At 44.8% G+C, this 22,621-nt stretch carries 20 protein-coding genes and 1 tRNA gene; 10 read left to right on the top strand and 11 right to left on the bottom strand.

The features are described from left to right. Window positions 1-149: 149 nt before the first annotated feature. The 9 genes from AC0J2X_RS17650 to rlmE form a co-directional block, all read right to left on the bottom strand. Entirely contained in the window at window positions 150-308 is a 159-nt protein-coding gene (locus tag AC0J2X_RS17650) for a YqaE/Pmp3 family membrane protein (protein WP_014949371.1), read from the bottom strand. 193 nt (window positions 309-501) lie between these two features. Further along, window positions 502-2,796, bottom strand: a complete 2,295-nt coding sequence (locus AC0J2X_RS17645; RefSeq protein WP_039229424.1) for a putative bifunctional diguanylate cyclase/phosphodiesterase — start codon at window positions 2,794-2,796, stop codon at window positions 502-504. Window positions 2,797-3,031: 235 nt separating this feature from the next. Continuing rightward, window positions 3,032-3,117, bottom strand: a tRNA-Leu gene (locus tag AC0J2X_RS17640). A 9-nt stretch (window positions 3,118-3,126) separates the two neighbouring features. After that, window positions 3,127-3,540: a preprotein translocase subunit SecG gene (secG, locus tag AC0J2X_RS17635; RefSeq protein ID WP_039232721.1), complete on the bottom strand. Its 414-nt coding sequence runs from the start codon at window positions 3,538-3,540 to the stop codon at window positions 3,127-3,129. 10 nt (window positions 3,541-3,550) lie between these two features. After that, complete coding sequence (gene tpiA, locus AC0J2X_RS17630) at window positions 3,551-4,294, bottom strand: triose-phosphate isomerase (RefSeq protein WP_039229431.1); 744 nt, start codon at window positions 4,292-4,294, stop codon at window positions 3,551-3,553. Between the two features lie 96 nt (window positions 4,295-4,390). After that, entirely contained in the window at window positions 4,391-5,734 is a 1,344-nt protein-coding gene (glmM, locus tag AC0J2X_RS17625; protein WP_061485810.1) for a phosphoglucosamine mutase, read from the bottom strand. 9 nt (window positions 5,735-5,743) lie between these two features. Next, window positions 5,744-6,568, bottom strand: coding sequence for a dihydropteroate synthase (folP, locus tag AC0J2X_RS17620; RefSeq protein WP_458724191.1), 825 nt, complete (start codon window positions 6,566-6,568; stop codon window positions 5,744-5,746). 340 nt (window positions 6,569-6,908) lie between these two features. Then, window positions 6,909-8,855 carry an ATP-dependent zinc metalloprotease FtsH gene (ftsH, locus tag AC0J2X_RS17615; protein ID WP_014949365.1) on the bottom strand — a complete coding sequence of 649 codons (1,947 nt, stop codon included), beginning with the start codon at window positions 8,853-8,855 and terminating at the stop codon, window positions 6,909-6,911. A gap of 101 nt (window positions 8,856-8,956) precedes the next feature. Then, window positions 8,957-9,586 (bottom strand): 23S rRNA (uridine(2552)-2'-O)-methyltransferase RlmE, encoded by a 630-nt coding sequence (rlmE, locus tag AC0J2X_RS17610; protein ID WP_283627172.1) that lies wholly within the window; start codon window positions 9,584-9,586, stop codon window positions 8,957-8,959. Between the two features lie 95 nt (window positions 9,587-9,681). Here rlmE and yhbY point away from each other — a divergent pair, with 95 nt between their 5' ends. After that, window positions 9,682-9,975, top strand: a complete 294-nt coding sequence (gene yhbY / locus AC0J2X_RS17605; protein WP_014949363.1) for a ribosome assembly RNA-binding protein YhbY — start codon at window positions 9,682-9,684, stop codon at window positions 9,973-9,975. A 103-nt stretch (window positions 9,976-10,078) separates the two neighbouring features. Beyond that, window positions 10,079-10,855, top strand: a complete 777-nt coding sequence (locus tag AC0J2X_RS17600; protein WP_014949362.1) for a 3-hydroxyacyl-CoA dehydrogenase — start codon at window positions 10,079-10,081, stop codon at window positions 10,853-10,855. A 79-nt stretch (window positions 10,856-10,934) separates the two neighbouring features. Here AC0J2X_RS17600 and AC0J2X_RS17595 read toward each other — a convergent pair whose 3' ends face one another. Continuing rightward, the gene (locus AC0J2X_RS17595) at window positions 10,935-11,639 is read right to left on the bottom strand and encodes a hypothetical protein (RefSeq protein WP_156078313.1); all 705 of its coding nucleotides are present in this window, start codon (window positions 11,637-11,639) and stop codon (window positions 10,935-10,937) included. Window positions 11,640-11,905: 266 nt separating this feature from the next. Here AC0J2X_RS17595 and AC0J2X_RS17590 point away from each other — a divergent pair, with 266 nt between their 5' ends. Continuing rightward, a complete protein-coding gene (locus tag AC0J2X_RS17590; protein WP_156078312.1) occupies window positions 11,906-12,808 on the top strand; it encodes an RDD family protein in 903 nt (300 codons plus the stop codon). A gap of 143 nt (window positions 12,809-12,951) precedes the next feature. Here AC0J2X_RS17590 and AC0J2X_RS17585 read toward each other — a convergent pair whose 3' ends face one another. Further along, a complete protein-coding gene (locus tag AC0J2X_RS17585) occupies window positions 12,952-15,348 on the bottom strand; it encodes a Lon protease family protein (RefSeq protein ID WP_014949359.1) in 2,397 nt (798 codons plus the stop codon). Between the two features lie 511 nt (window positions 15,349-15,859). Between AC0J2X_RS17585 and AC0J2X_RS17580 the strand changes: the two genes are divergently transcribed. The 7 genes from AC0J2X_RS17580 (at window position 15,860) to rlmH (ending at window position 22,621) form a co-directional block, all read left to right on the top strand. Beyond that, entirely contained in the window at window positions 15,860-16,477 is a 618-nt protein-coding gene (locus tag AC0J2X_RS17580) for an SRPBCC family protein (protein WP_014949358.1), read from the top strand. A gap of 311 nt (window positions 16,478-16,788) precedes the next feature. Then, complete coding sequence (leuS, locus tag AC0J2X_RS17575) at window positions 16,789-19,392, top strand: leucine--tRNA ligase (protein WP_014949357.1); 2,604 nt, start codon at window positions 16,789-16,791, stop codon at window positions 19,390-19,392. 11 nt (window positions 19,393-19,403) lie between these two features. Next, entirely contained in the window at window positions 19,404-19,940 is a 537-nt protein-coding gene (locus tag AC0J2X_RS17570) for an LPS-assembly lipoprotein LptE (RefSeq protein ID WP_014949356.1), read from the top strand. 15 nt (window positions 19,941-19,955) lie between these two features. After that, window positions 19,956-20,984 (top strand): DNA polymerase III subunit delta, encoded by a 1,029-nt coding sequence (gene holA, locus AC0J2X_RS17565; protein WP_014949355.1) that lies wholly within the window; start codon window positions 19,956-19,958, stop codon window positions 20,982-20,984. Window positions 20,985-20,997: 13 nt separating this feature from the next. Next, complete coding sequence (gene nadD, locus AC0J2X_RS17560; RefSeq protein ID WP_231513069.1) at window positions 20,998-21,699, top strand: nicotinate (nicotinamide) nucleotide adenylyltransferase; 702 nt, start codon at window positions 20,998-21,000, stop codon at window positions 21,697-21,699. Window positions 21,700-21,716: 17 nt separating this feature from the next. Beyond that, window positions 21,717-22,034, top strand: coding sequence for a ribosome silencing factor (gene rsfS / locus AC0J2X_RS17555; protein ID WP_014949353.1), 318 nt, complete (start codon window positions 21,717-21,719; stop codon window positions 22,032-22,034). Window positions 22,035-22,150: 116 nt separating this feature from the next. Further along, window positions 22,151-22,621 carry a 23S rRNA (pseudouridine(1915)-N(3))-methyltransferase RlmH gene (gene rlmH / locus AC0J2X_RS17550; protein WP_472996255.1) on the top strand — a complete coding sequence of 157 codons (471 nt, stop codon included), beginning with the start codon at window positions 22,151-22,153 and terminating at the stop codon, window positions 22,619-22,621.

Raw genomic sequence — 22,621 nt, 5'->3', positions numbered from 1 at the left:
CTAACGCAGTGCATAATAGAAAAGGCCAGCTTCGAGAGCTGGCCTAATAACTGTCAACCTATATTAGGACGACACATCATATTTGGTTGCTGTACTCGCTACGACTATGCGATTTATTGCATAGCCGCCAATACAGCGTTTTTCACCACCTACTTTTTGGCGATGATGTAAACAGCGTGAATAACACCTGGGAAATAGCCAAGAATAGTTAAAAGGATATTAATCCAAAAGTGAGCACCGATACCCACTTGCAAAAATACGCCCAGCGGTGGAAGTAAAATCGATAAAAGTATACGAATGATGTCCATAATAAATTCCTTGTTTTTGAAGTAATTTCACAACTCAGTGGGCAAAATACTCACACTTTGGCGAAGAAATCAGGCCCGCAGAGCGTTTTACACGCTTCATTATTAGTTTTGCATTTACGATGCCATGTCGCCAAATACTGCGGCAAAGGCATGGTGATTACTGTAAAACAATAAATTTAATTTGAAGAAATAGCTATTCACCGAAAGGCGTATTTTGAAGCCAGTCTTCAAGGTCTGAACGGCTAAGTGGGCGACTAATGTAATAACCTTGAACGATATCACAGCCCCAGTCCTTTAAGATTTCAAGCGACGCTACGTCTTCAACACCTTCAGCCACAACCTTTAAATTAAACACATTCGCCAAACTCAGCACGGTATGAACAATTTGCTGGTCGTTTTCATCACTCGCGAGCGACAGAATAAAACTCTTATCAATTTTAATCGTTTTTACGGGCAAGTTCTTTAAATAGGCTAACGACGAATAGCCTGTACCAAAGTCGTCGATGGCGAAATGAAAGCCCCGCGCCGTTAGTTCATTAAGGTTCTCAATAGCAAGCGAGGCGTCAGCAACTAAATCGCTTTCTGTTATTTCAAGTTCCAGAGCCTCAGGTGACAGGCCTTCCTGAGTTAAAAGCGACACCAGCTTCCCTAGAAGTACCTTATTTTGAATATCCTGAGTAGATAAGTTCATCGCAACGGTGAACCCATACCCCATGCCTCTAAAATAAGCTAAGTCTGAAATGGTTTGCTTCATTACCCAAGTCGTAACTTGCTCAATTAACCCTGCTTGCTCGGCAATGGTAATAAACTCATCAGGTGGAACAAAGCCCAGAACACTATTATTCCAGCGAATAAGCGCTTCCATGCTGCATACTTTCATTGTCTGCAGATCTATTTTTGGCTGGTAAACCATGGACAGTTCGTTTTGCTGGCTAGCCAGTGCACGTTTTAGTTCAGTGGTAATTGATAGTCTGCGATTGTATTTATCTTCTAGTTCTGTCCTATAGCGAACGCACCAGCTGTCGCTGTGTATCGCTTCATCAGTAACAATATTCATTTTTCTGAATAATTCTTCTGATGTTGTTGCATCTTGCGGGCACTGGATAACCGCCATGGCGACTTTTACTGGAATTGCAATCAGGTTACTTTCCACTGGTTGCTCTAATATGTGCTTGAGCGTTTCGAGCTGGTCATCATTAAGTGAATCTTGCGTAATATATAAAATCTCACCACCAGCTAATCTTGCGGAAGTACCAGGCCAACGCTGAAGCCTCTCGGCCAATGCTTTCAGTGTATTATCGCCGTTAGAGTAACCGTAGAGGTCGTTAATGGTTCGAAATCCGATTACGGTAATGGCAACAACCTGTAACTCTCTTTCTTCTTGCAGTTGTGACTCGAAGAAGCCTTCAACATAGTTCCGATTGAAAAGCCCGGTAAGCACGTCGTGTTCTGCTTGATAACGAATATGATTTTCACGGCTTTTAATACTTGCTTGCATGCTGTCGACTGCGTTGGCAAGTTCGGTAATCTCTTTGAGGTTCGACGGTGCGTCAAGGGTTGCGCCATAGCTTCCTGACGCGACCTTATTCACTGCTTTTACCAAGGTAGACACTGGTCGACTCACGTTTCTGGCAAGCAGCAGAGAAAGACCCAGAGCAATGAATATTGCGACTAAGCAAAATGCCAGAATCGTCAATTGAATACGTGTGAAAGCACTAAATGAAGACGTTGTATCTACAGCTAGAGTTATCTTAACCGGCAAATTGCCATCAGAGGCGATATTCACCTCACGAGCAAAGTAAGTAAGCTCGTCTTTAAACGTTACATCTATCCACGAGGGGTCGTGTTCTGACGCGAGGATCCGTTGCGCATCATTTTCTTTTAAGGTAGTCGTAAGAACGTCATTGGTATCAGTTCTTGAGATAATAATTTCAGCGTCTACGAGCGCTTTTAGCTCTTCTAATAATCTGCTATCAAACTCAACGCCTATTAGCATGTAATATCTAAGCGTAGGTATTTCTACGCGAATTAGATTTAACTGTACTAATTTGTTATCGACTACGAAGAAACCGCTGTCTTTCCCTTTAGCAACCAATGCTAGGCTACTTTCCACATTTTGACCGACTTCGAATAGGTCTGTACGCGTTACAACTACTTGATGGTCTAGACTTACCAGAGCGATGATATCTGTGTTTAGTCGCTGCGCGTAACTGGTAAACGCCGCTTCAATAGAGGGTATATTCTCTGTGCCAACCGCACGCCTGAAATCAAATGAGCGAGACAGTACTTTTGAAACGTTGCGTATGACAGCTTGACGATCCGCAACCACTTTATCGAATACTTTCTCTGCTAAAACAATATTGTGGTCAATGTTTTGAACAACGAGAGTATTGGCTGAGCGCCACACTGCTCCAATTATCAGAAGTGATGCTATCACAATCCCTATGAATAGGGTTTGGAACAAACTCTGACTAAGTGTTTTTTGCACTATAGTGCCTCGTAAAAATTGTTTTGTTTATGTCGCAGACAGTATGACTAAGTATTGAAAAGCATAGCCGAATAATAAAAATAGGAACAGACATAACATCCTGTAAATTTTAGATTTTAACGCTTTGTTACAATTAACAAGGCCAATTAAAAGTGAGCGTACAGGGTCACCTTAACAAGAATTACACAGTGTAAAAACAGAAAAGGCCAGCATTGCGCTGGCCTTTACATTTATTTGGTGCGGAAAGCGGGACTTGAACCCGCACGAGCTATGCTCACCACCCCCTCAAGATGGCGTGTCTACCAATTCCACCACTTCCGCGAATACTTTTTAGTTTGAACCTTCAGCGTCGTCAGACTTTGGTACGTCTGTTACATCGCTTTCAACAACAGGAACATCACTTTGAGCTGCATCTTCAATAACTGGTACGTCTTGATCAGCTGGTAGCTCTACTGGCTCTTCCACTGCCGCTGGAACTTCTAGGTTGTTCCACTCATCTTCTGCGCTTTCACGGTTTGCAGTCATTGCACCCAAAGAAAGGCTAATTAAGAAGAATAAGCCTGCTAATATAGCGGTCGTACGAGTCATGAAGTTACCTGAACCTGATGAACCGAAAACAGTGTTTGAACCGCCTGAGCCAAATGAAGCGCCCATATCTGCACCTTTACCTTGTTGGATCAAAACAAATCCAATAAGTAATAGCGCTACAATTAGGTATGCTACTAATAGCACTTCGTAAATCATAAATACCTCGTCAGTTTGCCGCTTGGCAAATTGAAATAAAATCTTCAGCTTTTAAACTGGCTCCGCCAATTAAACCGCCATCTACATCTTTCTGTGCAAATAGGGTTTCAGCATTATCTGGCTTAACACTACCACCGTACAAAATACGAAGGCCTTGAGCCAATTGTGCGTCTACTTTATTAAAGTAGCCGCGAATAAATTCGTGTACTTCTTGTGCTTGCTCAGGGCTGGCTGTTTTACCAGTACCAATTGCCCAAATCGGCTCGTATGCAATAACAGTTTTGCTGAGTTCGTCTACCGACATGGCGCTAACTAGTGCATCTAGTTGCTCGCCAACAAACGATTCAACATCACCTGCTTCTCTCACTTCAAGTGGCTCACCTACACAAATGATGGGTACAACACCTGAAGAAACACATTGCTTTGCCTTTAATGCAACAAGTTCGCTTGACTCGCCTTGGTCTTCTCGTCTTTCTGAATGCCCAACAATTGCGTAACCGCAACCTGCTTCTTTAAGCATTTCAACTGACAACTCACCAGTGTGAGCGCCGTTATTAAGATGACTTACGTTTTGAGCACCAATGGCAAACGAATGGGTTTCAAATGCGTGTAAAAGAAGTGAAGGAGCGCAAATTACGATTTCCGAATCAGCTTTTACATTCGCCAGTTTTTGATTAAATTCAGCAACTAATGCCAAATTTCCGTTCATTTTCCAGTTGCCAGCCACGAATGGCTTTCTAAGATTTTTACTCACAACGCAGACCTTAGCCCTGTCTTCAAAGCGGGCGTGATATTAACTATTTAATTGAGAAGATACAAGCACAAAAAGCAAAATTTCCTGCTACGCCAACTAATTGGCGAGATTACGAACAGTTTCAGCAATATGCTCTGCCCATTTGTGAGATTGGCTTTCGTCATTCGACTCAACCATCACACGAATTAACGGCTCAGTACCACTTTTACGTAGAAGTACCCTGCCCGTTTTACCTAACGCAGACTCAGCCTCTTTCTTAGCATTTTGTACATTGCTGTGTGCTAAATAATCCACTTCTTGGTTAGCGTACCTCACGTTAACTAGCGTTTGCGGGTACATTTCAAACCCACTTGCTAAGTCGTGTAAGTCCATGTGCGAACGAAGCATTGCGGCAAGCACTTGAAGCCCAGCTACAATACCGTCACCCGTAGAGCTCATATTAAGATTGAGAACATGACCCGAGTTTTCACCGCCAATAGACCAGCCTTTTTGCTGTAGCAGCTCCATCACATAACGGTCGCCAACATTACTTCTTGCGAAAGGAACACCAAGCTTTGACAACGCATTTTCAAGGCCTAAATTGCTCATCAACGTGCCAACGACACCACCCTGCATTTTGCCGTTCTTAAGCGCGTCGCGGGCAATGATGTAAACAATCTGGTCACCATCAAGCACATTACCAAGGTGGTCTACCATCATAATGCGATCGCCATCGCCGTCTAGGGCAAAGCCAAGATCAGCACCGGTCTCCTTAACCTTTTCAACAATCGCATCCATTGAGGTTGCGCCCACACCGTCGTTAATGTTTAAACCATTGGGCCCTGTACCAAGTTCGATAACCGTAGCACCTAACTCTCTCAATACATTGGGGGCAATGTGATACGTTGCGCCATGTGCGCAGTCCACAACAATTTTAAGATCTGTCAGCGATAATTCTGAAGGGAATGTCCCCTTACAAAATTCAATATAACGACCCGCAGCGTCGTTTATACGCGTGGCCTTACCCAGCTTATCAGATGCCACACATGTCATTGGACGCTCAAGCATATCTTCAATCGCTAACTCGATATCATCATCAAGCTTAAAGCCTTGCGCTGAGAAAAATTTAATGCCGTTGTCATAAAACGGATTATGTGACGCACTAATCACTATCCCTGCTTCTGAGCGAAATGTTTTGGTGAGATAAGCAATGGCTGGCGTTGGCATGGGACCAAGCAAGCCGATATTGATACCAGCAGCTGATAAACCAGCCTCTAAAGACGACTCTAGCATGTAGCCAGAAATACGCGTGTCTTTACCAATAAGTACTTTGTTCGTCCCTCGTCCGGCAAGGACCTTACCTGCTGCCCACCCGAGTTTTGTAACAAACTCTGGGTTGATATTGCTCTCGCCTACCTTTCCGCGGATACCGTCGGTGCCGAAATATTTGCGCTGCGTCATTATTATTCCTTATTTTACTGAATTCAGCATTTTCACGATATTGACAGCATCAGCTGTTTCTTTCACGTCGTGAACGCGAATTATATGTGCGCCCATTTGGGCGACAATTGTAGCGAGGCTTATGCTTCCCGCCAAGCGCTCATCCACTTTTCTATTTAGCAAATTGCCAATCATCGACTTGCGAGACATGCCTACTAACACTGGGTAACCCAGCTTCATAAGCGATGGCAAGTGTTTCACCAGCGTATAATTGTGTTCCAGTGACTTTCCGAAACCGTAGCCAGGGTCGAACAAAATCTTATCTTTAGCAATGCCCGCTTCTTCACACACTTTGGTGCGCGCGAGTAGAAACTGACCCACATCATTCACTACATCATCATACTCAGGGCTTTGCTGCATGGTTCTGGGTTGCCCCTGCATATGCATTAAACAAACAGGTACTTGTGCTTCAGCTGCTACTTGCAATGCACCAGGCTCTTGTAACGCGCGTACATCGTTGATTAGCCCCGCGCCAGCTTTCACCGCTTCCCGCATAACGTCAGCCTTGCTGGTATCAATAGAAATAACACATGCGGTATTTTTAGCTACGGCTTCAATAACGGGTATTGTGCGGTCAAGCTCTTCCTGCAGCGATACGTCGGGCGCGCCTGGCCTTGTCGATTCACCACCTATATCAATAAAAGTTGCCCCTTCATCAATCATGCGAAGCGCATGGTCAAGGGCTTGAGATACATTTGTGTGCTTGCCGCCGTCAGAAAATGAATCAGGAGTAACATTTAAAATGCCCATTACCTGAGGCTGTGACAGATCTATGGAGTACTTACCAAACTGCATGAATTACCTGCATTACCTTTGTTTTGAAATTACCGTATTTCTTAGACAGAAAATATGTTGAGAAATGAAGCTATAAAGCAAACTGATTTTGACCCGCTGTGTTAGCAATGAAACCTACTTAAAAATGCATGCTCTTTGCCTTGTTGCTTGCTGAATTCTTTAGTTTGTTCTTCGCTATGTTTTTTGCATTGTTCTTTGCAAAGATCAGTGTAAAGCGTAACGAAATAAATAACTCAGCTAACACAGTGACATAAACTGTAAGTCAAATTCCCAGATTAAAATCAGTTAGCTCTAACAAAAAACGCCAGTTAAACTGGCGTTTTTCAATGGATGTAGAAGGTTAGCTTGGAATATCGCCCGGCTTACCTACCGACGGTTTGTCTACACCGTCATTTTTGATTTCACCTTCGCGAACCGGTGCACCACCACTTGGCTTGTCGCCACCCGATGGCTTGCTGTCATCCCAGTCAGCAGGAGGACGAACGTCAGTACGGTTCATCAAATCATCAATTTGCTTAGCATCAATGGTTTCGTACTTCATCAGTGCGTCTTTCATTGAATGTAAAATATCGATGTTGTCTTCAAGGATCTTTTGAGCGCGCTCGTAGTTGCGGTCAATCAGTGACTTAATTTCCGCATCAATGGCACGTGCTGTGTCATCAGACATGTTTGTTGCCTTAGACATAGACTTGCCTAGGAACACTTCACCTTCGTCTTCAGCGTAAAGCATTGGGCCCATTTTGCTCGACAAGCCCCATTGGGTCACCATCTTACGTGCAATTTCAGTTGCGCGTTCGATGTCGTTAGATGCACCCGTGGTTACTTTGTCGTCACCATAAATAATGGCTTCAGCAATACGCCCACCAAACAAGCTAGAAATCATACTTTCTAAGTGCTGTTTAGAGTGGCTCACTCGGTCTTGCTCTGGTAAGTACATGGTCACACCCAGCGCTCGACCGCGTGGAATGATTGACACTTTGTATACCGGATCGTGCTCTGGCACTAAGCGACCTACGATAGCGTGACCCGCTTCGTGATACGCTGTCATTTCTTTTTCAGGCTCAGACATCACCATAGACTTACGCTCAGAGCCCATCATGATTTTGTCTTTCGCTTTCTCAAACTCTTCCATAGAAACAAGGCGCTTGTTGCCGCGAGCAGCAAACAATGCAGCTTCGTTTACTAGGTTAGCAAGGTCAGCACCTGAGAAACCAGGTGTACCGCGAGCAATAACTGACGGCTCTACGTTATCAGCCACTGGCACTTTGCGAATATGAACCTTAAGAATCTGTTCACGGCCGCGGATGTCAGGAAGACCAACCACTACTTGACGGTCAAAACGACCAGGACGAAGAAGCGCAGGGTCTAGTACGTCAGGACGGTTAGTTGCCGCAATAACGATAATACCTTCATGACCTTCAAAGCCGTCCATTTCAACAAGCATCTGGTTAAGGGTTTGCTCACGTTCGTCGTGACCACCACCTAGACCAGCACCACGTTGACGGCCTACCGCATCGATTTCATCGATGAAGATGATACAAGGCGCCGCTTTTTTCGCTTGCTCAAACATGTCACGTACACGAGATGCACCTACACCCACGAACATTTCAACGAAATCAGAACCAGAGATCGTAAAGAATGGTACTTTCGCTTCACCGGCAATGGCTTTTGCAAGCAACGTTTTACCTGTACCAGGAGGACCTACCATAAGTACGCCCTTCGGAATTTTACCGCCTAGCTTTTGGAACTTAGACGGGTCGCGCAGGAAGTCTACCAATTCAGATACATCTTCTTTCGCTTCGTCACAGCCTGCTACGTCAGCAAATGTTGTCTTAATTTGGTCTTCACCAAGCAAGCGAGCTTTGCTTTTACCGAATGACATAGCGCCACGGCCGCCGCCACCCTGCATTTGACGCATGAAGAAAATCCATACACCAATAAGCAGTAACATGGGGAACCATGAGATGAAAATAGACGTCAGAAGAGACTGCTCTTCTGGTGGTTCACCGTACACTCTTACGTCGTTCTTAACCAAGTCAGATACTAACTTGTCATCGAAGTAAGGTACGAATGTTTGGAAAGTTTCGCCTGAACGCTTAGTACCTCGAATTTCGCCACTATTATTGATGCGAACTTCTCGAATATTTCCCTGTTCTGCTTCTCTCAAAAACGTTGTGTAGTCAGTTTGCGAACGAGACGATTCACTCGGTGAAAAGCTCTGGAAAACCGACATTAAAACAACGGCGATGACTAACCATAAGATTAAATTTTTTGCCATATCGCTCAATGCTACTAACCTCTATAAACCCGAATTGCTTGTATATTCAACAAGTTGTTTATTGAATAAACGACACAACTCGCAACGAAAACCGCTTATCTCAAAGCGTACTACACTTTATACCCACAAGCCACCAAATACACCTCTCGCGAACGTGATCTGGACGAGTCAGGCTTACGCGTCTTTATGGTTGTGAAAGATTGTTTAAGTGCGTTCATGAACTCAACAAACCCCTCACCTTGGAACACCTTTATGACAAACGAACCACCGGGCTTTAACACTTGGTGACACATATCAAGCGCTAGTTCGCAAAGATACATAGAGCGAGACTGGTCAACCGACGCGTTACCTGCAAGGTTCGGTGCCATATCAGACAACACAATATTTACGGTGTTCCCACCGATTCTGTTCAATAGTGCGTCGAGAACAGCGTCCTCTCTGAAATCACCTTGTAAAAAGTCTACGCCCACGATTGGGTCCATGGGCAAAATATCGCACGCGATAACTTGACCATTGTCGCCAACGAGCTGTGCGGCTAGCTGTGACCAGCCCCCCGGTGCAGCACCAAGGTCTACAAGTGTCATTCCTGGTTTAATAAGCTTATCTTTTTTCTGAATTTCTTCCAGTTTATAGATAGCTCGCGAGCGCCAACCTTCCTTATTTGCTTTTTGCACATAATGGTCGTTAACGTGTTCTTGTAGCCAGCGTTTACTGCTGGCGGAGTGTTTCTTTTTTGTCATTCCAATACAATGTCATTAGGATTGTAGAGAAGATGGCGTTAGAATACGTTATTTCAAGCATAAACTAACAGATTAATTGTAAGAAATATTACTTCATGAAACTTTCAAATAAACAGAAACAATTCCTAAAAGGCCTTGCACACCCTTTAAAACCTGTTGTGCAGCTAGGTGGGAACGGCCTGACAGAAGGTGTGGTTGCCGAAATTGACAACGCCCTTAGCCATCACGAATTAATTAAAGTTAAGGTGCCAACAGACGATCGCGAAGAAAAAGCGCTAATCATGGATGCCATTGTTCGTGAAACAAACTCAGTTAAGCTACAGGTAATTGGCCACACGCTAATTATCTACCGTCAAAGCGAAGACTGTAAAATTCAGTTGCCAAAATAGCTGAATATAAGGTGCCGATCCCCTTCGGCACCGTAGTTTTTCTTCTTACTTCCCGTTAACATCACGTTAATAATAGTGAAAAACTAGGGTTTAAGGGAAATCTATGACGCTAAATAATCTTACTGCCATTGTTACTGGCGGTTGCTCCGGACTTGGTCACGCCACTGCTATCGCACTTCGAGATGCAGGTGCTAACGTCAGCCTTTTCGACTTAAATGAAGAGCTTGGCGCACAGCGCGTAGAAGAATTAGGCAATAACAACACACTTTTCACCAAAGTCGATGTACGCGATGAAACTTCTGTTCAAGCGGCTATAGACGCGACAACCGAAAGGTTTGGCGCCATTTCTTTAGTGGTTAACTGTGCAGGCATCGCCCCAGCTAAGCGACTGCTTGACAAAGAAGGCAATCCGGCGCCGTTGGGTGACTTCCAGAAAACTATCGATATTAACTTAGTAGGAAGCTTTAATGTTTCTCGCTTAGTTGCAGCGACGATGGCAAAGCAATCGCCAATTAACGGGGAAGGCGAACGCGGTCTTATCGTAAACACTGCTTCAGTTGCTGGTTACGAAGGTCAAATAGGGCAAACCGCTTATGCCGCGAGTAAAGGTGGTATTATCGGCTTAACCCTTCCAATGGCTCGAGACTTAGCCCCGTTGGGTATTCGTGTTAACACCATTGCGCCGGGTGTAATGGGCACGCCAATGCTACTTGCTATGCCAGAAAAAGTGCAAGACGCCCTTTCTGCTAACGTTCAGTTTCCTAAGCGCCTTGGGCTACCAGAAGAATTTGCTAAGTTAGTTATCCATATGGCGAACAATAGCTACCTAAATGGTGAGACAATCCGCTTAGACGGCGGGCTGCGCATGCCTCCAAAGTAGTGAATAAGCACATTAATAATTTAATCAAAAAAAACCGCCTTTCGGCGGTTTTTTTTAAAGCGTTATCTATCAGCAATAGTTAACTTTTCATTTTGATTAGCGTATCAGCTTCTACCGTGAAACGATTAAAGAAATCGTCTTCTAGTTCGCCGGTAATGCGCACGCGCTCGCCTTTCATTAGCGTTAGGTAACCATCCGCATCCACAGGTGCGTCCTCTAACTCATCAAGCTCTACCGTGAGGGTGGTATCGCCCACGTCAATTTGTAACGCTTCTTTGCCAATTGATTTAACGGTACCTACAAGCACCATTTCTTCATCGTCAAACTCAATGTTACTTGCTGTACTTAAATAAAGATCTGCCGAAGCCTGATTAACCGACTCAGCTAAGTAAACAGTATCCATACCATCAACAATCACACTCTGAGCAACTAACCTTTCGCTTGAAAACATGCCATCATCAAGACGCGCCGTTACCATGACTTCTTCGCCTTTCATTTTTGCATAGGCATTACTGTCAAGGTCGGTGTCTCTTAACTCAACAAAGATATTCCCGTCACCGTAATCTAACGTAAAGAATTTTGAATCTACAGCAGACACCTCACCGGTCAACGTAATCCACGTATCACCAGACTCAGATGTCCTGGACTCAGGTTGCACTGACGCTGAAGCTGCTTGCATTTGCGCAGTTTTCATCTCGTCAACGTTAGCTTGTGCCATTGCAGATGACCCCATCATTGCGACTGAAACCAGTGTTGCTGTAATCGTTTGTTTTGAGTTAAACATCGTAACCTCCTTAAAGGCATCATTGTTATCCATTCGATAAACTCTGATGCAAACCCAATGCCGCGCATATAAATCAATAGCTTAAGTGAAGTACACCTAATCTATCTATTTGCTAAAAAGAAAAATATTCCGACTATTGAAGAGATTACAATGTATCTTGCATGCGTATTTGTGAGGTGCTTACCCTTCAGATAAAAGAGTTAAAATAATACGCCTTACTGTGTAAAGTAGTGTTATGGAATTAGGTTAAGCACAGTGGACGGCAAATGTCTCACCCTCATCAACATATTGATACGCCACCTATTAGTAGTGATGTCGAAAATAATACCGCAGATAAATTAGAAACCGTTGAAACAAAGGATATAGTCACGCCCTATGCGTTTGGCGTGGCTAACTCGCTGTTAGGCAAGCGTCTGGCTACACCTTTTCAACGAGGGTTGGCTCAGTGTATTGACCTACTATTTGTCGCCATTTTGAGCTCACTGGATGCACTGTTTTTGGCGATTATTGCTACAGTGACGTTTTATAAAGCTAGCCGCAACGTGGCCAATCAAAGCCATAAAAAAACTACGCGTTCATTTCTTCGAATAGGTGGAGCGTTCATGCTCTTTTGGACAGTGTTGCTTACGTTAGATGCTGCCAATGAGGCTAATTACTTTCGTGACGATGCAACTGTCAGCAACGTGATCGACTCGCCTAATCGCCCAGGTGAGAAAAATGGTGCGAATGATGATATTGGAGTAAATGAGCAAGCTCAAAATAAAGGTGTGCATGAAAATGGCCTACAGGAAGCTGAAGATATTGAAAGTGACCTAGCAGATTTCGATGACGCAACTTCAGAGCCCTCAGCAAACACATACAGCATTGTCGCGTGGATCAAAGGGTTAATTACTGAGCTTGGCTTAGGCTTTGGTTGGGCCGCGCTTTATTACAGCGTGTTTACCGCTTGGTTTAACGGAAAAACTCCAGGTAAACGACTGCTAAATATACAAGTACTCAAACTCGATGGTTCTGGACTGTCGCTATGGGAGAGCTTTGGTCGTTATGGAGGTTATGGTGCGGGTTTAGCAACTGGCTTGTTGGGATTTGTGCAAATTTACTGGGATCCTAACCGACAAGCTATCCAAGATAAAATTTCAGAGACTCTGGTCATCAGCACCCGCGATTAGCGCGCTCTGGTACTTGCGTTTAGCATTGAATGGCTGTGTGCACGTTCTACTGAAAAAGCGCATCTTTATTAGCGCATCAACCAAGATTAATGCAAAAATCAAGAAGCGCGTCTCGACACTGCAAGTACGCGCTTCGTTTTTATCTATTCGCCATCGCCCCCATTAACAATAAGCGCAATATTGTATAGACGGTTTACGGCATGGTAATTGATTGAATTTTTGGGGTAACGACCTTTACTACTTAATTTACCCGCTTCCTGTTCCATCAAAATAGATAGCGCGTCATCAACGGTCTCTACAGTGTAAATATGGAACAGCCCTTTTTTCACAGCATCGATAACAGTGGCGTCTAATACCAAATTAATCGCATTTGATTTAGGAATAATCACGCCTTGCGTGCCGGTGAGGCCACGGTGTTGACACAAGTCGAAAAAGCCTTCTATCTTTTCGTTCACACCGCCAACCGCTTGCACTTCACCATACTGGTTTATGGAACCCGTGATAGCCAAGGTTTGTAAGCAAGGGATTTCAGTCAACGCAGAGATAAGCGCAACCAGTTCACCAAGGGATGCACTATCGCCATCAATATGTCCGTATGACTGCTCTAGCGCTATATTTGCCGATAGGGTTAACGGGAAATGTTGGGCATACTTGTTGCCCAAGTAGCCGTTTAACAACATGACGCCTTTTGAGTGAATAGGCTGTCCAAGCTCTACCTCACGCTCAATATCAACTACACCACTTGCGCCGGCAAATACAGTAGACGTAATGCGTGCAGGCGTACCAAATGCAGTGTCACCAATATCCAATACCGTTAACCCGTTTACTTTGCCTACCGCTTTTCCTTCAGTGGCAATTAGCACGTGCCCTTCTTTAATATCGTTTAATAGTGTTTGACTGACGCGGCCGGTGCGACGCTTCTTGGCACTTAATGCTGTTTTTAAATGATCAAGTTCTAGTGTGTCGGCATTAGATTTCTGACAGAAATAATAGGCTTCATTAACTAGCTCGATAACTTCAGCGAAGTGCGCAGATAGCTTTTCTTTATGTTCAGCCATTCTTAACGAGTACTCAACTAGCCTGCACATCGCGTTAGCGGTAATGCCTTTAAGTCCTAACTGAATAAGATGCGCGCGTACTTTGCCCACGAAATCAAAAAGCGCCTGTCTGGTGACGGGAATTTCCAAATCAAAATCCACCAACACTCTAAACAGTTCATCAAACTCGTCATCGTAATCTTGCAGCGTGTAGTATAAATCACGCGAGCCTAACAGAACGATTTTCACATTTAAGTCGATGGGCTGTGGATTGAGCGTAATGTTGTTCACCATACCCACATCTTGCTGGGGTAAGTCCATGCGCAAGCGCTGCGACTTGATGGCAAGCTTAAGAGTATCCCACACAAAAGGTTGTTCGATAAGTTGGTCCACATCCAACAACAAATAACCGCCATTTGCACGATGGAGCGCACCGGGCTGAATCATGCGATAGTTGGTAAACACGCTGCCGTGAATGTTGGTGTACTCTATTTTGCCAAACAAATTTTGATAAGTAGGGTTCGGCTCATAAATAACAGGGGCTGCGTCATCGAGTTTATTCGACACCAAAACGTTAGGAAGAAATTGCTCTTCTAAAAATATCTTCTTGTCGAAGTCATCACTCTTCTCTTCTTTCTGCTCTTCACTGTGAATGACTAAGATAGCGTTGACCAATGCAGTTTTAAGCTGCTTGAGGTACTTCATTACCCCTAGCTCAGACGCGTATTTGTGCTCAAGCACTTTTAGCAGCGGCTTAATTCCCTGCTCTGCGGTCTTTTTGTCAAGCTCACGAAGACGCTCAGAGTTTTCGCGTTTCCACGTAGGCAGGCTTAACAGGCCTTCGCTTAATCTGTTTTCTAGTTCGTCAATAAGAGTATAAAACCCTTCCCGTTGTGCGTCAGTTAATGACGCAAACTCTGTGTCACTTATTGGCTTGCCGTTAACGATAGGTGAAAACGTAATAGAGCCACCCTCTTCGTACAGCGCAACATCATTCGCTTGTGCGTAACGCTCTACCGCATCGATAGCCGCATCGTACTTTTGCTCGAACTCTCTGGAAATTGACGCGCGACGGCGCTGATATCCCGGGTTATCAAAGGCAATGGGCAGTGAGTCTAAGACATCGTCAATAAGCGCAGCCATGTCCTTGTGGAATGCTTTTCCACCACCGGGAGGAAATTTTAGCGCAACAGGTTCGCGCTCTTCGTCAAAATTGTTGATATAACAACAATCATCAGGCGCCGGTAGCTGGGCAACTTGGCGTTCAATGTAATCCTTCACTAGAGTGAAGCGCCCCGTAGCGGGCTCACCCATCACATAAAGATTATAGCCTTTGGTGTTAATACCTAACCCAAACGTAAGTGCTTCACGCGCACGCTCTTGCCCAATGAAGGTCGCATTTAGCGCTTCATCATCTTTTAAGGCACTGTTTATCGCTCGGCGATTTATGGTAGGTGAAAGCGCGTCTACATCTAACGCATATAATTTACTGTCTACAGACATGTCTGTTCTATCTTTGTTTCTTTACTTAAGTGAAACCCTAATTAACATTAGTGTCAAACGCTTATCCTGAATAAGGCAGCTTTGCATCGCTAATTGCACAACAAACAACCACCTTCATGATTTTAGAGAGGAATTGGCAAGCACTACGAGCTTTTTGTGGCCTTCATTAGAACTGATACCTTGCGACACAGGGTGTAGCGTTTAATTAAAGCCGAAAAGGAGTTAAGTACGAAAGAACTTACTTCAATTTAACCGCTGCATTTATTTCTTCCACATAATTTGGAACAGGGCATTAAAATCACAGCGTTAAGAGAAGCGCGCCAAGGTCAGAGCCGTAAGGACAATGTGGTCAAGACAAAGCTCTGAAGAATCCTGTAACAGTAAGGCTTTAAAGTAGGTAGCAACGCAAGCTGCTTTCAATTACCTTAGAAAACACAAAAACCGAAATTCGTTTGGCGACGAGACCAGGTTTCGCGCGCAATAACCAATGAACAAAAACAGGGTAATAACAATGACAAAAAAATTGAAAACTCGCTCACCCCTTCTGCTCACCTCCTCTTTCCTTGCTATCTTTCTGGGTACGGCATTTTCTTCAATGAGTATCGCTAACGTAAACTATGCAGATAACTCAGGGTTTTCTATTACCAATGAGAGTGAAAGCTATGCGCCAGTTGAAGTCGTGTACTCTCATTTTATTCAACATGTGGATATGTGGTGGCCGAAAGACCACACATGGTGGAAAGGTGCTTTGCGCATAGATGAGCAGGCTGGTGGCTGTTTCTGTGAAACGACAGACACGGCGAGTGCAGCGCATATGCAGGTAAGCTATGTTGAACCGAACAAAAAAGTGGTGATGACAGGTGGCTTAGGCCCGCTTCAAGAGATGGGTATGTCAGGTGCACTGACATGGGAATTCAGCACAATAGCATCGAGCACTTCATCGGATGCAAACACACAAGACGGTCGCATACCGAAAACTAAAGTCACTCTTACCTACCACGCCTCAGGCAATATTCACTTTAATGGCCAAAAAGCATCTAACGAAGACGCCGCCAATTTAGTTCGAGTAGTAGACAAAGTGCAGGCGCAACAACTAAATGCGCTAACCGCGTTTAGTGACAATAATTAGATGTGACACCGAGGCCTGTTTATCGACAAGATAAGATGGCGCCAAGAGAAAGTAAGATGAGCAAATGGGGCGAGTTCTGGTGTTCAATCGGCGTAAACTGTGTCATTAATGCTCACTTTTCAAGCAAGCAACAATAAATATTGCCAAGTTCGGTGTTAAGCTATTGAGGCATGGCTTAGCGCTGGGTTATTCTACTGGGCTATATGTATGTTAAGTGGGTGAATCCCACGCGCGGTTAGTTGGCGTTGCTACAAACTCGCCTTATGCCGCCCCATAAACGTTTTAACTTTTAATGCGGAAGCCTAAGTTTCATGGCCGATAATCAGTACAATCCGAAAGACATTGAACAACGCGTTCAGCAATACTGGGAAGAAAACCAATCGTTTAAAGCAAATGACGACGTAGAAAAAGAAAAGTTCTACTGCCTGTCTATGTTCCCATACCCTAGTGGCCGACTTCACATGGGTCACGTGCGCAACTACACCATTGGTGACGTGATCAGCCGTTTCCAGCGCATGCAGGGTAAAAATGTATTGCAGCCTATGGGCTGGGATGCTTTTGGTCTTCCGGCTGAAAACGCAGCAATTAACAACAACACTGCACCTGCGAAATGGACATACTCAAATATTGATTACATGAAAAACCAACTTCGCTCGTTGGGTTTCGGTTACGACTGGGATCGCGAAGTAACCACATGTAAATCAGATTACTATCGCTGGGAACAGTGGTTCTTCACACGCCTTTACGAAAAAGGTCTTGTTTACAAGAAAAACTCTACTGTGAACTGGGACCCTGTAGACCAAACTGTTTTGGCTAACGAGCAGGTAATCGACGGTCGCGGATGGCGCTCTGGTGCGCTGGTTGAGCAAAAAGAGATCCCTCAGTGGTTTATTAAAATTACTGACTACGCCGAAGAACTTTTACAAGACTTAGAACAGCTTGAAGAATGGCCAGACCAAGTACGCGCAATGCAGGCGAACTGGATTGGCCGCTCTGAAGGTGTTGAAATTACCTTCGATTTAGCGTCAGCGGTTAACGACATTGCCGATTTGACGGTATATACCACGCGCCCAGATACCTTCTACGGCGTTACTTACGTTGCAGTGGCTGCGCAGCACCCTCTTGCCGAATTCGCAGCAAAATCGAACCCAGATTTAGCGGCCTTTATCGACGAATGTAAAAACACCAAAGTTGCTGAAGCTGAATTAGCAACCATGGAGAAGAAAGGTTTCGCCACGGGTTTTGAGGTTGTTCACCCACTAACCGGTGAAAAGCTTCCAATTTGGGTCGCTAACTTCGTGTTGATGGACTACGGTTCAGGCGCGGTAATGGCTGTTCCTGGCCACGACCAGCGCGATTGGGAATTTGCGACTAAATACAACCTACCTATTCAACAAGTCATTGCGCCAAACGCAGGTGATGAAGATAAGTGCGACCTTACCGCCTCTGCATTTACTGAAAAAGGTAGCTTGATCAATTCATATAAGTTCGACGGTCTTGAGTTCGATGCCGCATTTAATGGTATTGCTGATGAACTTGAAAGCAAAGGCTGTGGAAAGCGCAAAGTAAATTACCGTCTTCGTGACTGGGGCGTAAGCCGTCAGCGCTACTGGGGCGCACCTATTCCAATGCTAAATTTGGAAAACGGTGAATCTGTTCCGGTTCCTGCTGACCAACTACCGGTTGTTTTGCCTGAAGACGTAGAAATGAATGGCGTTACCTCGCCAATTAAAGCTGACCCTGAGTGGGCAAAAACCACATACAATGGCGAAGCCGCGTTACGTGAAACGGATACTTTCGACACCTTTATGGAGTCATCGTGGTACTACGCGCGCTATGCCTGTGCTACTAACAACGACGCCATGCTTGATCCAACATCAGCTAACTACTGGTTACCAGTAGATCAGTACATTGGTGGTATCGAGCACGCTATCTTGCACTTACTTTACTCGCGTTTCTTCCACAAGTTGTTACGCGATGAAGGCTTGGTAAACTCTGATGAGCCGTTCAAGCGTTTGCTGTGTCAAGGCATGGTATTAGCTGACTCGTACTATCGTGAAGACGCGTCTGGTAAGAAAACCTGGTTCTCGCCTACCGAAGTAAGCACTGAAAAGGACGATAAAGGCCGTATTGTTAAAGCATGGCTAACCGCTGACGGTGAAGAAGTTATTCACGGCGGTATGACGAAAATGTCTAAGTCGAAGAATAACGGTATCGACCCTCAGGAAGTTATTGATCAGTACGGTGCCGATACGGTGCGTTTATTTACCATGTTTGCTGCGCCACCGGAGCAAACCCTTGAGTGGGTAGACTCTGGTGTTGAAGGTGCAAACCGTTTCTTACGTCGTATCTGGAAATTAGTGACCGAACACGTTGAAAAAGGCACGCCAGAAGCGATTGATGTTAAGGCACTGTCGAAAGACCAACAGGCACTTCGCCGTGAAGTACACAAGACCATTGAAAAGGTGTCTGATGACCTAGGCCGTCGTCAAACCTTTAACACTGCGGTTGCAGCGGTGATGGAATTGTTAAACCACCTTCAAAAAGCACCACAAGAAAACGCGCAGGACATCGCAATTATGCGCGAAGCCTGTGAATCTATCTTGTTGCTTCTAAACCCTATTACGCCGCACATCGCTCACGAGCTATGGAAAGTGTTGGGTCACAGTGAAGATATCGATTTAGCGCCATGGCCACAGGCTGATAAAGCCGCATTGGTTGAAGACGAAAAGCTAATCATCGTTCAGGTTAACGGTAAGGTGCGCGCTAAGATGACAATTGCTGCTGATGCAAGCAAAGAGAGCATTGAAGCATCTGCGAAAGAACAGCCTAACGTTCAGCAATTCATCGAAGGTAAAACCATTCGTAAAGTGATTGTTGTGCCTGGCAAGCTTGTAAACATTGTAGCTAACTAGGTCAGATACTGATGAAAAAGCACTTACAATTCGCAGTCGCTGTGTTGGGAACCGTATTGGTTACTGGCTGTGGCTTTCATTTGCGAAGTAGCCCTAGCTTACCTGACGACATAAACACCGTTGCTATTGAAAGTGCCCGAGCACACGCGCCCTTGGCGCGTGCGCTTGACAAACGCTTAAACGTTTACGGTTTATCCAGTGTTAGCGTAGATAAAACATCGCGCTCTAACCAAAACGTAAACATCTATTTGCTTCCAGAGAAATTAGAACGTCAGCTGCTGTCGGTTTATCCTTCGGGTCAAGTTGCTGAATATGAACTGATATATGTTGTGCGTTACCGCGTGCAGTTTCCTGGTAAGGAAGCGGTAATGGTGCAATTTGAAGTAGTACGTGACTATCAAGACGACCCTGACCAAGTGTTGGCAAAGTCTCGCGAACTTGAATTGATGCTAAGTGAAATGCGCGATGAAGCCGCTGATATCATGATCAGACGCCTTTCCAGTCAGGCAGCCGCTGCACCAAATGCATCAACTTCCGTTAGTCTGTAAACATCAGAATTTTTCATGCAGATTTATCCAAACCAATTTAGCCAAGATATCACCAAGGCACTTCGCCCGTGCTATCTGGTGTTTGGAGATGAACCCCAGCAGAAGTTTGATGTCATTGAGCAAATACGCGCTAAAGCAAAAGCCAATGGCTTTGAAGAGCGTACAGTACTAGTTGCTGAAACAGGCTTTAACTGGAATCAGTTGATTGAAGCCACACAAAGCATGTCGCTTTTCTCAAGCCAACAGTTCATTGAATTAGAGCTACCTACGGGAAAACCGGGCACTGAAGGCAGTAAAATGCTGCAAGAAGTCGCGGCGTCATTAAACCCCGATATTTTGTTGCTGGTTCACGGCCCCAAAATTGGCAAAGACGTGCAGCGCGGCAAATGGTTTAAAGTGCTTGATGATTTGGGCGCGTCGGTATTGTGTTACCCGTTGGAAGGCAAGCAGCTCAATGCATGGCTAAACCAGCAGTTAAATGCCCACCAACTCTCCGTATCAGCGTCGGGTGCTAAGATGATAGCTGATTTCTGCGAAGGCAACATGCTTGCTGCTAAGCAAGAAATTGATAAGCTCGCCCTACTCTATCCACACCAGTCTATTTCAGACGAACAAATTGAAAAGGCGATGGTCGATCAGTCGCGTTTCAACGTGTTTCAACTGGTTGACGTTATGCTTAGCGGCGACAGTACCCGCTGCATAAAAATGCTATACCGATTAGAGAGCGAGGGTCTGGAGCCTAACATCATTATTTGGGCGCTGATTCGAGAGTGGGAGCAGTTATGGAAACTAAAACTAGCGCAGCAAAGCGGTGCCCCCATTCAGTGGCAAAAATTCGGTATTTGGCGTAATAGACAAGGTTTTTATCAAAGTGCCTTGAATCGTCTGAGCGTCGCGCAGCTAGAAGACATCCAAAAAGCGTTGACTCAGTCAGATCATGCATTCAAACAAAATGTCATTGCCCGCCCTTACGTCGAAATGTGTCACCTGTGCATGATGTTCATGGGTATGGACCTTCGCGAAATTCCTTTGTTACAGGCATAATGGGCAAGTCTAAGTGAGTCTTTCCGGCGCTTCTCGAGCATATCCAACGGTGAAAGCCATTCTTGGTGGTACGTTTAATCCGCCGCATAAAGGCCATATTGGTGCGGCACTAAAAGCGGCAGATGAAATTGGCGTAAACCAAGTTCATCTCATGCCTTGTAAATTAGCTCCGCATAAGTCAGTAGGTGTGTCAGAAAGCCACCGGGTAAAAATGATTGAACTTTGCGCCCAAAACAATGACAGACTTATTCCAGAGTTAATTGAACTGGCGCTTCCGTCACCCTCTTATACAGTTAAAACACTGCGTGCACTTAAAGAGAAAAGCGATGACACAATCTGTTTTTTCATTGGCGCAGATTCACTGTATAATCTGGACAAATGGTACGAGTGGGAACACCTGCTCGATTATTGTCACTTAGTGGTTATGCGCAGAGACGATGAGAAATTTTCGCCTCCTCCCGCAATACAAGCTTGGTTAGATTGTCATGTGGCTAACGATAAAAGTGTTATTCACGCAAAGCCTGCAGGCCATGTAGTGTTAACCAACACACCGCTTTTTAGTGTTTCATCTACTGAAATTCGTGACGTACTAGCAAGTGCTGCCACGTCCGAGAAATCGGGTACGCCAAACAGTTCAAATGCTGACCTATCTAACTTATGGTTAGAAGAAAGCGTTTTAGATTACATAAACGAACATCAGTTATATAAAAGTTAAGTAAGTGAGGAAAACTCTTGGAGAGTCAACAGCTCAAACAGTTTGTTAAAGACAAAATTGACGATATGAAAGGCCGTGATGTTATTGAACTAGACGTTCGCGGCAAATCAAGTATTACAGATACCATGATCATTTGTTCAGGTAACTCAAAGCGCCACGTTTCATCTATTGCAGAAAATGTCATGGTAGAAGCGAAGAAAGCGGGCCACGCACCTGGAAGCGTGGAAGGTAAGGAAACCGGCGAATGGGTTCTGGTTGATTTTGGTGATGTTATTTTGCACGTTATGCAAGATGAAACCCGTGATTTCTACCAGCTAGAGAAACTGTGGTCGTAGTGGCGTAAACGCCTGCTATAAACATGCAGTAACACGGTCAATAAAGGCCATACTCAAATGCGTATGGCCTTTATTGTATAAGTGAAATACTAATTCCTGCGGTAAGGGTAAAAGAAGTGCGTATACAAATCGTCGCGGTCGGAACAAAAATGCCAAGCTGGGTAAGTACAGGCGTGGATGAGTTTATTCGTCGTTTCCCTAGCGACATGCCAGTGTCCTTTACTGAAATACCCGCCGGAAAGCTAGGCAAAAACGCGGATATTAAGCGCATTTTGGGAAAAGAAGGCGAGCAAATGCTAGCCGCTATTCCCAAAGGAAATCGCATTGTTACGTTAGAAGTAACAGGTAAACCCTGGGACACTCCCACGCTTGCTAAACAACTCGACAATTGGAAAATGGACGGGCGCGACGTAAGCCTGCTTATTGGTGGTCCAGAAGGGCTAGCACCAGAATGTATTGCTGCGTCGGAACAAAAGTGGTCCTTATCAGCCTTAACTCTACCTCATCCACTTGTTAGGATCATTCTTACAGAAAGCTTATACCGCGCGTGGTCGGTGACGCAAAATCACCCTTATCACCGTGAGTAA

This window comes from Alteromonas sp. R7 (assembly GCF_055755235.1).
The sequence above is the reverse complement of the archived record's forward strand: the minus strand, read 5'-3'. Positions and strand labels throughout refer to the sequence as shown.

What these genes read in the sequence shown, in the direction of transcription:
- AC0J2X_RS17600 (WP_014949362.1), top strand. Translation starts at nt 10,079, where the DNA reads ATGACGCTAAATAATCTTACTGCCATTGTTACTGGCGGTTGCTCCGGA.
- AC0J2X_RS17595 (WP_156078313.1), bottom strand. Translation starts at nt 11,639, where the DNA reads ATGTTTAACTCAAAACAAACGATTACAGCAACACTGGTTTCAGTCGCA.
- holA (WP_014949355.1), top strand. Translation starts at nt 19,956, where the DNA reads ATGCAGATTTATCCAAACCAATTTAGCCAAGATATCACCAAGGCACTT.
- leuS (WP_014949357.1), top strand. Translation starts at nt 16,789, where the DNA reads ATGGCCGATAATCAGTACAATCCGAAAGACATTGAACAACGCGTTCAG.
- AC0J2X_RS17590 (WP_156078312.1), top strand. Translation starts at nt 11,906, where the DNA reads ATGTCTCACCCTCATCAACATATTGATACGCCACCTATTAGTAGTGAT.
- AC0J2X_RS17585 (WP_014949359.1), bottom strand. Translation starts at nt 15,348, where the DNA reads ATGTCTGTAGACAGTAAATTATATGCGTTAGATGTAGACGCGCTTTCA.
- folP (WP_458724191.1), bottom strand. Translation starts at nt 6,568, where the DNA reads ATGCAGTTTGGTAAGTACTCCATAGATCTGTCACAGCCTCAGGTAATG.
- AC0J2X_RS17580 (WP_014949358.1), top strand. Translation starts at nt 15,860, where the DNA reads ATGACAAAAAAATTGAAAACTCGCTCACCCCTTCTGCTCACCTCCTCT.
- glmM (WP_061485810.1), bottom strand. Translation starts at nt 5,734, where the DNA reads ATGACGCAGCGCAAATATTTCGGCACCGACGGTATCCGCGGAAAGGTA.
- AC0J2X_RS17650 (WP_014949371.1), bottom strand. Translation starts at nt 308, where the DNA reads ATGGACATCATTCGTATACTTTTATCGATTTTACTTCCACCGCTGGGC.
- rlmE (WP_283627172.1), bottom strand. Translation starts at nt 9,586, where the DNA reads ATGACAAAAAAGAAACACTCCGCCAGCAGTAAACGCTGGCTACAAGAA.
- AC0J2X_RS17570 (WP_014949356.1), top strand. Translation starts at nt 19,404, where the DNA reads ATGAAAAAGCACTTACAATTCGCAGTCGCTGTGTTGGGAACCGTATTG.
- secG (WP_039232721.1), bottom strand. Translation starts at nt 3,540, where the DNA reads ATGATTTACGAAGTGCTATTAGTAGCATACCTAATTGTAGCGCTATTA.
- yhbY (WP_014949363.1), top strand. Translation starts at nt 9,682, where the DNA reads ATGAAACTTTCAAATAAACAGAAACAATTCCTAAAAGGCCTTGCACAC.